The organism is Mycobacteroides franklinii, assembly GCF_002013895.1.
In the GTDB taxonomy this organism is placed as follows: domain Bacteria; phylum Actinomycetota; class Actinomycetes; order Mycobacteriales; family Mycobacteriaceae; genus Mycobacterium; species Mycobacterium franklinii.
Genome location: NZ_MAFQ01000005.1, coordinates 418,209 through 431,845, shown reverse-complemented (window position 1 = coordinate 431,845; position 13,637 = coordinate 418,209). Strand labels below are relative to the sequence as shown.

The 13,637-nt window shown below is 64.7% G+C and carries 12 protein-coding genes; 9 read left to right on the top strand and 3 right to left on the bottom strand.

Annotation, left to right across the window (positions count from 1 at the left end):
• The first annotated feature begins 29 nt into the window (after window positions 1-29).
• The gene (locus tag B4393_RS08945) at window positions 30-1,808 is read left to right on the top strand and encodes a serine/threonine-protein kinase (RefSeq protein WP_078333807.1); all 1,779 of its coding nucleotides are present in this window, start codon (window positions 30-32) and stop codon (window positions 1,806-1,808) included.
• Here the strand turns inward: B4393_RS08945 and B4393_RS08940 are convergent.
• Complete coding sequence (locus tag B4393_RS08940; protein ID WP_078333806.1) at window positions 1,805-2,377, bottom strand: DinB family protein; 573 nt, start codon at window positions 2,375-2,377, stop codon at window positions 1,805-1,807. The genes B4393_RS08945 and B4393_RS08940 overlap by 4 nt on opposite strands.
• Window positions 2,378-2,627: 250 nt before the next feature.
• Between B4393_RS08940 and B4393_RS08935 the strand changes: the two genes are divergently transcribed.
• The 4 genes from B4393_RS08935 to B4393_RS08920 all read left to right on the top strand — a co-directional run bounded on the left by B4393_RS08935 (window position 2,628) and on the right by B4393_RS08920 (window position 6,934).
• Window positions 2,628-4,463, top strand: coding sequence for an acyl-CoA dehydrogenase (locus B4393_RS08935; RefSeq protein WP_078333989.1), 1,836 nt, complete (start codon window positions 2,628-2,630; stop codon window positions 4,461-4,463).
• Window positions 4,464-4,531: 68 nt separating this feature from the next.
• The gene (locus tag B4393_RS08930; protein ID WP_078333805.1) at window positions 4,532-5,170 is read left to right on the top strand and encodes a DUF1361 domain-containing protein; all 639 of its coding nucleotides are present in this window, start codon (window positions 4,532-4,534) and stop codon (window positions 5,168-5,170) included.
• 94 nt (window positions 5,171-5,264) lie between these two features.
• Window positions 5,265-6,218 carry an alpha/beta hydrolase gene (locus tag B4393_RS08925; protein ID WP_078333804.1) on the top strand — a complete coding sequence of 318 codons (954 nt, stop codon included), beginning with the start codon at window positions 5,265-5,267 and terminating at the stop codon, window positions 6,216-6,218.
• 32 nt (window positions 6,219-6,250) lie between these two features.
• Window positions 6,251-6,934 (top strand): DUF1361 domain-containing protein, encoded by a 684-nt coding sequence (locus tag B4393_RS08920; protein ID WP_078333803.1) that lies wholly within the window; start codon window positions 6,251-6,253, stop codon window positions 6,932-6,934.
• 3 nt (window positions 6,935-6,937) lie between these two features.
• Here the strand turns inward: B4393_RS08920 and B4393_RS08915 are convergent, their stop codons facing one another.
• Window positions 6,938-7,387, bottom strand: a complete 450-nt coding sequence (locus tag B4393_RS08915; RefSeq protein WP_078333802.1) for an AAA family ATPase — start codon at window positions 7,385-7,387, stop codon at window positions 6,938-6,940.
• Between the two features lie 67 nt (window positions 7,388-7,454).
• Between B4393_RS08915 and B4393_RS08910 the strand changes: the two genes are divergently transcribed.
• On the top strand, window positions 7,455-8,948 hold the full coding sequence (locus B4393_RS08910) for a molybdopterin-dependent oxidoreductase (protein WP_078333988.1): 1,494 nt from the start codon (window positions 7,455-7,457) through the stop codon (window positions 8,946-8,948).
• Window positions 8,949-9,153: 205 nt separating this feature from the next.
• Here B4393_RS08910 and B4393_RS08905 read toward each other — a convergent pair whose 3' ends face one another.
• A complete protein-coding gene (locus B4393_RS08905; RefSeq protein WP_078333801.1) occupies window positions 9,154-10,485 on the bottom strand; it encodes an acetyl-CoA C-acetyltransferase in 1,332 nt (443 codons plus the stop codon).
• 122 nt (window positions 10,486-10,607) lie between these two features.
• Here B4393_RS08905 and B4393_RS08900 point away from each other — a divergent pair, with 122 nt between their 5' ends.
• From B4393_RS08900 to B4393_RS08890, 3 genes are all read left to right on the top strand, one after another.
• The gene (locus tag B4393_RS08900) at window positions 10,608-11,966 is read left to right on the top strand and encodes a 3-oxoacyl-ACP reductase (RefSeq protein ID WP_078333800.1); all 1,359 of its coding nucleotides are present in this window, start codon (window positions 10,608-10,610) and stop codon (window positions 11,964-11,966) included.
• Between the two features lies 1 nt (window position 11,967).
• Entirely contained in the window at window positions 11,968-12,810 is an 843-nt protein-coding gene (locus B4393_RS08895) for a MaoC/PaaZ C-terminal domain-containing protein (RefSeq protein WP_078281150.1), read from the top strand.
• A 250-nt stretch (window positions 12,811-13,060) separates the two neighbouring features.
• Window positions 13,061-13,627: a TIGR03086 family metal-binding protein gene (locus B4393_RS08890; RefSeq protein ID WP_078333799.1), complete on the top strand. Its 567-nt coding sequence runs from the start codon at window positions 13,061-13,063 to the stop codon at window positions 13,625-13,627.
• Window positions 13,628-13,637: the final 10 nt, after the last annotated feature.

Genomic DNA, 13,637 nt, shown 5'->3' with positions numbered 1-13,637 from the left:
ACCGTCGGGCGAGAGGGACGCACAGGGGAATGACGTCATCGGAGAGACCCCCACCGGATCCGGGTAGCCAGCAAGCCGGAGACCTGCCAGCGGGGACCGTCGTATCCGGATATCAGATCGAGCATGTTCTCGGCCGTGGCGGCATGGGAACCGTGTACCTGGCCGTGAATCCCAATCTGCAGCGCTCCGAGGCTCTGAAGATCCTCAGCGCCCAAGCCTCGCGGGACCCCGCGTTCCGGGCACGGTTCATGCGAGAAGCCTCGCTCGCCGCGTCCCTGGATCACCCGAACATCGTCACGGTGCACAACCGTGGCGAGACACCGGCCGGCGATCTATGGATCGCGATGCAGTACGTGCAGGGCAGCGATGCGCACTCGGAATCCGTCAACGGCCATATGTCCTTGACCCGCGCCATTCACATCATCAGTGAGGTCGCCAAGGCACTCGACTATCTACACGCCCGCGGCCTGGTACACCGCGATGTGAAGCCTGCCAACATCCTGTTGTCTGTGGGCGATCGACGAATCATGCTGGGCGACTTCGGTGTAACCCGGGCACTTGACGACAGCAACTCCGTCACCTCGGCAGGCAACGTGACCGCCACCATCGCGTATGCCGCACCGGAGGTCCTGTCCGGCGCAGCCGTCGATGGCCGCGCCGACGTGTATGCCCTGGGCTGCACGCTCTTTCGCATGGTGGCGGGCCAACCGCCATTCGGATCCGGGAATTCATTGCCGGCAATCATCAACGCACACCTTTCGGCACCTCCGCCCCGGATCTCCCAATTCGCTTCGGTACCTGAATCAATGGACGCGGTGATTGCCAAGGCGATGGCCAAGAATCCCGCAGACCGCTATCAAAGCGCCGGAGAGTTCGCGTTGGCCGCGCAGCAGATCCTCGCCGACCCGGCCCAGCATCGGCAGACCGTCACTCAACCCGTGCCGACCGTGACACCGCAGTCCGCTCCGGCCCCGCATCTTGTGCAAACCGTCGCGCCTCCCATCATCACCGACACGGGGCGAACCATGATCAAACACAAGCGAATTGCGGCCATCGCAGGCGCCGTCGTGCTCGTGATCGCATCGACCGTCGTCGGGGTCGTGATCTGGCCGCGGCATCACGACGGAACCAACCCCCGCACCACATCCGTTCCCGGCGCCACCAACGTGAAGCCGGGCGAATCGCTGGCCGGGCAACCCAACACGATTCTCGATACCTTGCTGCCCGGGCAATTCGACTATCCCGAAGGGTGGGAGAAGAATCCGTCGCCCACCTTCACATCGGGCGAGTTCAATCCCGCTGTTCCGCCCGGCTCAGCCACCAACCTGGGTGGAACGCCGGCGGGCTGCAACACCATTGACCCCATCTGGGCATTGCGATCCAAGGGCCGCGAGACATCGACGCTGTACCTACGCGATCGCAAGAAGCCCGAGCGCGAGATCCTGATCCGCGTCGTCCCGGCTGCGGACGCGCTGTCCACCGACGGTGCTTCCGATGCACTCAAGAGGTGCGATGCGATTGCCTACATCATCCCCGGTGGGAGCACCACGTGGCGATGCTCGTTCGAATTCGACGAACCGAATCCCGTCCAGAATGACCAAAAGGAGCTCACGACAACGGAATCGTGCTTCATGTTTCCGTCAGGGGCGAACAGCGTCCGACAGCACGTGTCGTTCAATATCGTGCGCGGGCTACTCGTGTACATCCTGGCCAGCGGCGCCTCCAATCGGAACGACGCGGCCGGATCCCTCAGCGCGACCGCGCTGAGCTTCGCGACCACCATGAAGATCCTGCGCTACGGACGCTAGCCCTTCGGGGACCACGGCTTGAGCCAGTCTGTTGGCTCCCAGCCCTCAGCGGCGGCAAGCAGCTCGTACATCGTTGCGCCGTCGATGGATTCGCGAATGATGTCGGCATGACCGGCATGGCGGGCCATTTCCTCGACCAGGTGTAGCGCCACCCAACGCACGTTCCACGCATCGATGTCCTTGGGGAACCATGGCGCCGACCGCGGCACGGGCACCGGGGTGTCCAGCCCCTTCTCCGTGATGGCGGCACGTGTCACAGCACTCTGCGCGGCGAGAGCCGCCAACGCTCCGGCCAGCGTCTCGTCCGCGCGCAAGATGAATTCGTCATCGGCCCACTGCCGGTCGGGTCCAGGTCCAGGTGCCGCGGCAATCTTTTCCGTCCAGCCGGCCTGCATGTTGGTGACATGTTTGATGAGCCCACCGATCGACAGCGTGCCCGCCGTCGGCGTCAGGCGAGCCTGTTCGTCGGTCAGCCCGAAGGCCGCGATCCGAAAAGCATCCTGCTGTTGAGCTATGTACTCGACCAGGCCGTCCAGCTCGGTCGGAACGGGTGGGGGCATAGCAGGCATGGGACGTTCCTCTCATGGGCTGTGAGCTGGCACCCATAACCCAACACCAGGCCACCGACATCACTCTGTCAAAACGTCCAAAAACCCAACTTGACCTGCGATATCGAATTGTGATTACAACCACAAAGCCTGGACTTTTGTCCTGCGCTACTCAGCGGTATAGTTCAGTTGTTACCGGTGGGTAACTTAATCAGAAGTAAGAACCCAACCGAATATCAGAACAGCCCCACGAGAAAAGGCAATGACGCACATGGGCCACTACAAGTCGAACGTCCGCGACCTGGAGTTCAACCTCTTCGAGCTCTTCAACATCCAGCAAGTATTCGGCGGCGAAGAATTCCCCGAGCTGGACGAAGACACCGCTCGTACCTTCCTTGCCGAGATGCGCACCCTCGCCGAAGGGCCGCTGGCCGATTCGTTCGCCGAGGGCGACCGCAACCCACCGGTCTTCGATCCGGAGACCCACTCGGTGGCCATCCCCGAGGCCTTCAAGAAGTCTGTCAAGGCAATCACCGACGCCGGATGGGATCGCCTCGGCCTGATCGAGGAACTCGGCGGCAGCCCGGTTCCGCGCTCGCTGATGTGGGCCGTTCAGGAGATGATCCTGGGTGCCAACCCCGCAGTCTGGATGTACAGCGGCGGTGCCGGTTTCGCGCAGATCTTCTACAACGTGGCCACCGACGAGCAGAAGAAGTGGGCCGAGTTCGTCGCCGAGCGCGGCTGGGGCGCCACCATGGTGCTCACCGAGCCTGACGCCGGTTCGGACGTCGGCGCCGGACGCACCAAGGCGGTCAAGCAGGAGGACGGTTCCTGGCACATCGACGGTGTGAAGCGCTTCATCACCTCGGCCGACTCCGATGACATGTTCGAGAACATCATGCATCTGGTGCTGGCCCGCCCCGAGGGTGCCGGCCCCGGCACCAAGGGTCTGTCGCTGTTCTTCGTGCCCAAGTTCATCCCCAACTTCGAGACCGGCGAGCCGGGCGAGCGCAACGGCGTCTTCGTCACCAACGTCGAGCACAAGATGGGCCTGAAGGTTTCGGCCACCTGTGAGCTGAGCCTGGGCCAGCACGGCGTTCCCGCCAAGGGCTGGCTCGTCGGTGAGGTGCACAACGGCATCGCGCAGATGTTCGACGTCATCGAGCAGGCCCGCATGATGGTGGGTACCAAGGCCATCGCAACCCTGTCGACCGGTTACCTGAACGCGCTGGAGTACGCCAAGACCCGCGTACAGGGTGCGGACATGACGCAGCTGACCGACAAGACCGCTCCCCGCGTCACCATCACGCACCACCCGGACGTGCGTCGCTCGTTGATGACCCAGAAGGCTTACGCCGAGGGCCTGCGCGCGCTGTACCTCTACGCCACCACCTTCCAGGACGCCGTGGCCGCCAAGGCCATCAACGGTGTGGAGGCCGAGGAAGCGGTGCGGCTCAACGATCTACTGCTGCCGATCATCAAGGGTGTTGGCTCCGAGCGTGCCTACGAGAAGCTCACCGAAAGCCTGCAGACCTTCGGTGGATCCGGCTTCCTGCAGGACTACCCGATCGAGCAGTACATCCGTGACGCCAAGATCGACTCGCTCTACGAGGGCACCACGGCAATCCAGGCCCAGGACTTCTTCTTCCGCAAGATCGTCAAGGACCAGGGCAAGTCGCTGGCCTTCGTCTCCGGTCAGATCGAAGAGTTCGTCAAGAGCGAGACCGGCAACGGTCGCCTGAAGGCCGAGCGTGCGCTGCTCGCAACGGCTTTGGAGGACGTGCAGGGCATGGCAGCGACCATGACCGCCAACCTGATGGCCGCCCAGCAGGAGATCACCCAGGTCTACAAGGTCGGAACGGCCTCCGTGCGCTTCCTGATGAGCGTCGGCGACCTGCTGATCGGCTGGCTGCTGCAGCGTCAGGCCGCCGTGGCCATCGAGGCTCTGGATGCGGGCGCTACCGGCGCCGAGAAGTCCTTCTACGAGGGCAAGATCGCGGTTGCCTCGTTCTTCGCCAAGAACATGCTGCCTCAGCTGACCTCGACCCGGGCCATCCTGGAGAACGTCGACAACGACATCATGGAGCTCGACGAAGCCGCCTTCTGATTCAGTTCGACGAACGAGGCCTCACCTTCCGGTGGGGCCTCGTTCGTTTTTCATGGCAAACTGTCAAGATGTCCAACGACCGCCTTAGAGTGGTTATATATGCACTCGCGGCAACCAGCGTCGCGAGTGTGGTGCTGGGCTTGGCCGATCCGCCGTCTCCCCAATGGCTGCTTGGGAATCTGTTACGGGCCTGGATTCCGCTGGCGCTCGCCCTGGTGTTCCTGCGAGTCCGTGGCGAACGTTGGCAATGGGTGTCAGGGGTGCTCTGGCTTGTTTTCCTGCCGAACGCGCCCTATCTCGTTGCCGACCTTGCGTACATCAACCACGGCAGTATCGTGTGGCCACACATCTTCCAACTCGGCATGGCCGCATGGACCGGCATCATGTTGGCGGTGCTCTCGCTGCGCCTGGTGCATGAACGTATAGAAAAAGAGCGCGGCACTCGCGCCGGTTGGATCGTCGTCGGAGTTTCGATCGTCCTATCGGCAATCGGCGTGGTCATCGGCGGCTTTCAGGCCAAGAATTCCTGGGACCTGTTGACCGGCCCGGGACAGATCATCCAGGACACTCTTCAGTGGCTCTTCGCCCCGATGACTCACCTCATACAGACACAGATCGCTTTGAGCACAGCGGTTTTCGTGGGTCTCGCCTACCTGACGCTGTGGTGCTGGGAGCAGAAACCCGACGGCGACGCACCCACGCAATAGCCCACCGTCGCACTTCGCCAGCCCAGTACCAAACGCGGGCGTTTGCACCTCCGACCTTCACCAGGAACCGTCTGGGCGCATAGGGTTACCACTTATGGCCCGTTACTACCGTGACCAGCAGGCGTGGAAAGACCTTCAGCAGTTCCTTCCCGAACGGCTGCGGCTCGATGAGTCGACAGTCCCGCAGGAGGAATTCTGGGACTGGCACGGTAACCAGGTGCATCTGGACCGATACTCCAACCCGGCCGCACCGGTGAAGGTGGTGTTGCTCCACGGAGTCGGCACCAACGGACGCCAGATGTCACTGATCCTGGGTGCCCCGTTGGCGCGCAGGGGTTTCGAGACCATCGCGATCGACAACTTGGGCTATGGCCTCACCGATGTGGCACCGGGCACGGTGCCGGGGTACGGCGACTGGGTGGACCTGGTGGTCGACTATCTCGAATACGAGCGGCGCCGCGATGTGCGCCCCATTGTGCTGTACGGGCTCAGCGCCGGCGGCATGCTTGCCTACCACGTTGCGGCCAAGGCACCGCGCGACACGGTGCGCGGGATCATCGGGATGACGTTCCTGGATCAGCGGGTGCGCGAGGTCGCCGACGGTACCGCGCATGACCTGCTGACCGCGCGGGTCGGTGTGCCATTCCTTCGGCTGGCCGCCAAGACGCCGGCGCGGCGGGTCCGCTATCCCATGTGGCTGGCCGCGAAGATGAGCACACTCGCGAACAGCCGCGCGGCGATGAAGGTCTTCATGAAGGACCGCACCTCCGCCGCCAACTGGGTCAGCGTGAAGTTCCTGGCCGAGTACATGAGCTACGCACCCGCCGTCGAGCCCGCCGATTTCGATGTGTGTCCGATCATCCTCACCCAGCCCGACGAGGATCAGTGGACGCCCTATGAGTTCAGCAAGCCGGTACTCGACCCCATCAGCAAGGTGCCGGTGACGGTGGTGCCGCTGGAGGGTGCAGGGCATTACCCCCTGGAGGATCCCGGACTGCAACAGCTGGAAGAAGCGGCCGTCGGGTTCATCCGGGCCGTCACCGGCTGACGTCTACGGCCACCTTCGGGCAAACTTGACGGATGACCGAAGCCCGACGTGCCGTGCTGGTTCTTTCGCTGGTCGCAACCAGCCTGCTGACCTTCCTGCTAGGCGTCACCGACCCGGCCGCCCCCATGTTCTATCCGACGCGCTTCCTCATCTGGAATCTGTTCCTGGCGTGGCTGCCGGTCTTCGCCGCGCTGGCCTTTTCGGCGGTCCGGCACAAGATCTGGCTGATTCCGATCGGGCTGGTGTGGCTCGCCTTCTTGCCCAACGCGCCGTACCTCATCACCGACCTGGTGCACCTGATCGACGGCATCGCGTTCTGGCGTCACGTCCTGCAGTACGGTGTGGCGGCCTGGACCGGAATCATTCTCGGGGTCGTGTCACTGCGGTTGGTGCACAGGCGAATTCAGCGCGACTTCGGAGTCGTCACCGGGTGGGTGGTCGTCGTCGTCTCGGTGGGCCTGTGCGCCGTGGGTGTGGTGATCGGACGCTTCCAGCGCTGGAACTCGTGGGACCTGATCCACCGCCCCGGCGCTGTCGCGGCCAGCACCCTGGAGTGGGTCAGCTCCCCGTTCGCGTTTGTCGCACATACCGGAGTGGCGGTCGCCGTCGCCGCCTTCTTCGGGCTGGCCTACCTCACCATCTGGTCGGTCTCGCCGTCCGACACCGGCCCCGAGATGACCTCCGGGCCGGAAAACCTCGCGAAAGTGCCCGCGTAGCCGTCATCTCGGCTGCCGGGCCAGCGCCTCGACACGATCCGCCAGCTCGGACACGGGCAGACGCCCATCCAATTCCAGGGTGGCGCTCTCGCGTAGCAGTGGTTCGATCTCCCGCGTGTTCTGCGCTATCTCATCCCGCTGGGCCTCCGTGCGGCCGTACGGGTTGTCAGTGCGAGAGCCCACACGCGCGATTGCCACCCCCAGCGGCACGCTGAGCAGTACCACGTCGCCGAACCTGTCGTAGAAGTGCACCTGGTTGTCCACAGCGCCGGACACGACGACATCCGAATGCTCATCCAGCAGCGCCGCCATCCGAGCCGCATCCCAGCTGCCGTCCGACAGCGTCCAGCCGTCGTAGTCGGTGTCGACGGTGCGAAGGCCGCGGCGGGCCAGCTCCTGTAACAGCGTGGTCTTCCCCGTCCCCGACATGCCGGTCACCAGCACCCGTGCCATATCTGAACCATATGCGGTGGCGGCTCGTTGACAGCAGGAGAAGAGTGAAACCCAACGGGAGGTGACGATGGAGCACGCAGCACGACGGATCATCGCGGGACTGATCGCTGCGGGAGCAGCGCTCGCCGCCGGACAACTAGCTGCCGCCGCCATCGCACCGGATTCCGCGCCCTTCTACGCGGTCGGGAACACCGTTGTCGACCACACCCCTGCCGCCGTGCGCGAATGGGTCATCGGCGTCTTCGGCACCTCAGACAAGGCCGTCTTGTTCACGTGTTTGTCTGCGTTCATCGCCCTGCTTGCCGCAACGGCGGGTCTGGTCGAGGGCAAGCGGCGATACGGCTCAATACTCATCGGGATGCTCGGCGTTTTCGGAGCCTTCGCCGCGGCAACCCGCCCGACGGGAGAGTTCACCTGGATCTGGCCCTCGGTCATAGCGGCCGCGGCGGGCGTTCTGGTACTGCGCGCACTGGTCAACCGCGCTGGGGATCAGGATGCACCGGACCGGCGCACATTCTTCGGGGCAGCAGCGCTTTTCGCGATCGGATCGGCGGGGGTCTATTGGCTCGGCAGTCGCTGGAGCAAGGGCACCGTGGTCGCCGAGGAACGTCGAGAAGCCACGGTTCCCGCACCCGTGGCACCCGCCCCTCCCGTGCCCGACGGCATCAACGTCAAGGGAGCGGTTCCCTACATCACGAGCAATGCGGACTTCTACCGAATCGACACGGCGCTGCGGGTGCCCCAGGTGACCACCGCCGAATGGCAGCTCAACATTCACGGCATGGTCGATCGTCCACGCACGCTGACGTGGGCCGACCTGAACGCCATGGCGGCGACCGAACGCGCCGTCACCCTGACTTGTGTCTCCAACGAGATCGGCGGAGACCTCATCGGCAACGCGATGTGGACCGGCTTCCCCATCAAGCCAATTCTGGAATCCGTTGGCGTTCATGCCGACGCCGACATGTTGTTGTCCAAGAGTGCCGATGGTTGGACGGCCGGAACCCCGCTCGAAGTGCTCACCGACGGCCGCGACGCCATACTCGCCATCGCGATGAACGGCACACCACTACCCGTCGAGCACGGCTACCCCGTCCGCCAAGTGGTGCCCGGGCTGTATGGCTATGTGTCCGCCACCAAGTGGGTCGTCGACTGGGAGATCACGCGATTCGACAAGGCAGACGCGTACTGGACCGTCCGCGGATGGTCGGCTCGCGGCCCCATCAAGACCGGCTGCCGCATCGACACACCCCAGACCGGTCGACGCCTGGACACGGGCACGCAGATCGTGGCGGGGACGGCATGGGCGCAGCATCGCGGCATCACGAAGGTGGAGGTGCGAGTCGACGACGGTCCGTGGCAGCCCGCTCGCCTGGCTCCGGAATACTCCGTGGATACCTGGCGTCAATGGTGGTTCGGCTGGCAGGCAACACCGGGTGAACACGTCATCACCGCACGGGCCACCGACGGTACCGGGTCGGTACAGACCGATCAGATCGCCTCGCCGGTGCCCGACGGAGCGACCGGATATCCGAAACGGCTGGTGACCGTGGGGGCCTGAAAAATTAGGTAGCCTCGCGCCGCCGTCGGGTCGGGGGGTCGGACGGTGGCACGAGGCTACCCATGTATCGACACCCACTCCGGGAGCGTTACACCCTGCCCAGAAAATCTTGAAACTTTTTTTCGCGATGCCTCAGGAACGTCAAAACCCCCGGTCACAGGCTTGACGCCGAGGACCGGGGGTCTGGACTAGCGGTCTAGAACACTCAGGCTTCCAGGATGGCGGTCACACCCTGACCACCCGCGGCGCACACCGAGATCAGGCCGCGGTAGGTACCGGTCCCGCCGTTCTGAGCTTTCTTCTCGGCGAGCTGCTTGGCCAGCTGCGCCACGATGCGGCCACCGGTGGCCGCGAACGGGTGCCCGGCCGCCAGCGAGGAGCCGTTGACGTTGAGCTTGCTCCGATCGATGGCGCCCAGCGGCTTATCCAGGCCGAGGCGCTCCTTGCAGTAGTCCGCCGACTCCCAGGCCTGCAGCGTTGCGAGCACCACCGAGGCGAAGGCCTCGTGGATCTCGTAGAAATCAAAGTCCTGCAGGGTAAGACCGTTGCGGGCCAGCAGACGCGGCACCGCGTAGGTCGGGGCCATCAGCAGACCGTCGGGACCGTTGATGTAGTCCACGGCCGCGGTCTCACCGTCGACAAAGTAGGCCAGCACCGGCAGACCGCGCTCGGCCGCCCACTCCTCGCTGGACAGCAGCGCCACCGAGGCACCGTCGGTCAGCGGGGTGGAGTTACCCGCGGTCATGGTGGCGTCGCCGTGCTTCACGCCGAATACTGGCTTCAGCGTGGCCAACTTCTCCACACTCGAATTCGGGCGCAGGTTGTCGTCGCGGTACAGCCCCAGGAACGGGCTGATCAGGTCGTCAAAGAAGCCGCGGTCGTAGGCAGCGGCCATCTTCTGGTGGCTGGCGGCGGCCAGCGCATCCTGGTCGGTGCGCTTGACGCCCGTCTGCTTGGCGGTGATGGCGGCGTGCTCACCCATGGACAGGCCGGTGCGCGGCTCGCCGTTCTGCGGGATATCGACCCCCAGGGCGGCCGGCAGCTTGCCGAGCAGCTTGAGCCGAGTGACGTTGTCCTTGGCGCGACGGATCGCCAGCAGAGTGTGGCGAAGGTCATCACCGAAGTTGATGGGCGCATCGGAGGTGGTGTCGACACCACCGGCCAGCACCGACTCGTAACGGCCCAGCGCGATGCCGTCGGCGCCCACGATGGCCGCCTGCAGACCCGTGCCGCAGGCCTGCTGCAGGTCGAAGGCCTGGGTGTACGGCGACAGCGGGCTGCCCAGCACCGATTCACGGGTGAGATTGAAATCACGGCTCAGCTTGAGGACGGCGCCCGCGATGACGGCGCCCAGACGCTCGCCCTTGAGGTTGAAGCGATCGGATGCCCCAGTGATGGCGGCGGTCAACATGTCCTGGTTGGAGGCGTTTGCGTACGCGCCGTCCGAACGTGCGAAGGGTATGCGGTTACCACCGAGAACCGCGACGCGGCGGCGACCTTGCGAAGCGTCTGACTTGCGAGCCGAGCTAGTTGCCACTTGTCTCTCCACTGTTGAGGGGGCAGGATTACCGAGCATTCTTACTCTGGAGTAAGTTCTTTGTCGAATTCACCCTAGACCAATCACGGACAACCACTCGCTCAACCATTAAGGAATGGCACATGTCCCCCAAGCTCACTGACGACCTCTACGCGCTGCTGGTCAACTCCGGGCCCGGCAACCTGCTCGCCGGCCGCCTGGGTATCCCGCAGCCCGAGAAGTTGCGCCGCTACAAGAAGGGTCAGCCCGCGCTGGCCGGCCCCGTGCTGATCGGCGGCGAGGGCCGCCTCGCCGAGCCGCTGCGCGCCGCCTTGGCCGACGACTACGAGCTGGTCTCCAACAACCTCGGCGGTCGCTGGGCCGACAAGTTCGGTGCCCTGGTGTTCGACGCCACCGGCATCACCACCCCGGTAGAGCTCAAGCAATTGCACGAGTTCTTCACGCCGCTGCTGCGCAATGTCGGCAAGTCGGGTCGCCTGCTGGTCATCGGTACCACTCCGGACAAGGCCGGCACCACCGATGAGCGCATCGCCCAGCGTGCCCTGGAGGGCTTCACCCGCTCGCTGGCCAAGGAGTTCGGTAACGGCGCCACCGTGCAGCTGGTGTACGTGCACCCCGATGCCAAGACCGCCGCCACCGGCCTGGAGTCGACCGTCCGTTTCATCCTGTCGGCCAAGTCCACCTACGTGGACGGACAGGTGTTCTACGTGGGCGCGGACGACTCCACCCCGCCCGCCGATTGGGACAAGCCGCTGGCCGGCAAGGTCGCCATCGTGACCGGTGCCGCCCGCGGTATCGGTGAGACCATCGCCGAGGTGTTCGCCCGTGACGGCGCCGCCGTTGTCGCGATCGACATGCCCTCGGACGACCTGACCGCTGTCGCCCAGAAGGTCGGCGGAACGTCGTTGGCGTTGGACGTCACCGCAGCCGATGCCATCGACCAGATCACCGCACATCTCAAGGAACACCACGGCGGCAAGGCCGACATCCTGGTCAACAACGCCGGTATCACCCGCGACAAGCTGCTGGCCAACATGGACGATGCGCGCTGGGACTCCGTCATCGCCGTGAACCTGCTCGCACCGCAACGCTTGACCGAGGGGCTCATCGAGAACGGCACCATCGGTGACGGCGGACGCATCATCGGCCTGGCCTCCATCGCAGGCATCGCCGGTAACCGCGGCCAGACCAACTACGGCGCCACCAAGGCCGGCATGATCGGCATCACCCAGGCGCTGGCCCCGTCACTGGCCGAAAAGGGCATCACCATCAACGCCGTCGCGCCGGGCTTCATCGAGACCAAGATGACCGCCGCCATCCCGCTGGCCAACCGTGAGGTGGGTCGCCGCATCAACTCGCTGAACCAGGGTGGCGAGCCGGTGGATGTCGCCGAGACCATCGCCTACTTTGCCAGCCCCGCTTCGAATGCGGTGACCGGCAACGTGGTTCGGGTCTGCGGCCAGTCTTGGCTGGGGGCCTGACATGGCTCAGCCGTCCGGGCTTCAGAACATGGTGATGGCGGCAGTGGGTGCACTGCCGTTCATCCCACGTCCCTCTACCCTCCCCACCCGCGTGGTGCGCACCCAGGGCGTGAAGATCGACCCCGCGAATGTGGCCGCCTACGCACAGGTGACCGGTCTGACCTTCTCCGACAAGGTGCCGGTGACCTATCCGTTCACCCTGCAGTTCCCGTCGGTGATGTCGCTGGTAGCGAGCCTGGACTTCCCGTTCCCGGCAATCGGCACAGTGCACCTGGAGAACCACATCACCCAGCACCGCGCCATCACCGCGACCGACATCGTCGACATCGAGGTGCGGGCCGAGAACCTGCGCGAGCATCGCAAGGGTCTGCTGGTCGATGTCCAGACCGACATCACCATCGGGACCGACACGGTATGGCAGCAGACCATGACATTCCTGCGCCAGCAGCGCACCAGCCTCTCGGGCGGGCCGAAGCCCGAGCCGCCGAAGGCCGTCAAGCTGCCGCCACCGAACTCGACGCTACGGATCAGCGGTGGCCAGATTCGCCGCTACGCGTCGGTGGGCGGGGACCACAACCCGATCCACACCTCGTCGATCGGCGCCAAGGTGCTCGGCTTCCCGAAGGCGATAGCTCACGGAATGTTCACCGCTGCAGCAGTTCTCGGTAACATCCAGGGCGAGATTCCCGACGCCGTGCGCTATGACGTGAAGTTCGGCAAGCCGGTCCTGCTACCCGCCGCGGTGGGCGTGTGGATCGAGAAGGATGGAAACGGCTGGGATATCGCCGTCCGCAATCCGCGCAACGGTGATCCCCACGTGACCGGGAGCATCACCCCGCTCTGATCAAGCATCTTCCGAGGGCCCGCGACCGCAATCAGGTCGCGGGCCTTCTGCGTTCCGGCGCGGAAGCACACCTACGGCGTGCCCACCTCTATGCGACAACCGGGACACCCCCGTGCGGGTTGTCGCATAGAGGTGGGCCGGAGGGCTATATCCCTCGAGAACGCGTCCCACTCCGATGCGATGAGTTGTCGGATCCGGGGCGGTCTCTTCGTCATAGAGGTAGAGATCCCCCTCTGACATAGGAGCCCTCATGACCACAGCACTCAGCCCCCTCGAGACCGTCGCTAACGCCCGCGCGGCCCTACACGAGGTCGTCAGCCGACTCACCGAAGCAGACAACGACAAGCAGACACCCAACGCCAAGTTCACCGTCGCCCAGCTCACCGAGCATCTGCAGAACTCCATCACGCTGCTCGGCAGCGGGGCCGGTGCCGACATCGCCGTCACCACTGAGGGTTCCGCGGCCGACCGACTCCTACCCCAGTCACAGGCGGCGGTAGACGCCTGGCAGCGGCGCGGCATCGAGGGAACGGTGACCCTGCCGATCGGCGAGTACCCCGCCGAAGTCGCCGTGTGCATCCTGAGCTCGGAGTTCCTGGTCCACGCCTGGGATTACGCCGCCGCCACCGGTCAGGAGTTCGATCCGATGGACGAACTCACCGACAGCGTCCTGGAATCGGCGCGCATGATCATCCAGCCGGAGCGCCGCGACGGGGACTTCTTCGCCGACGAGGTACAGGTATCCGACGACTCCTCGAACCTCGTGAAGCTCATCGCCTTCACCGGCCGCAACCCCCAATGGTCACCGGCAAGCTAACCCGAGTAAT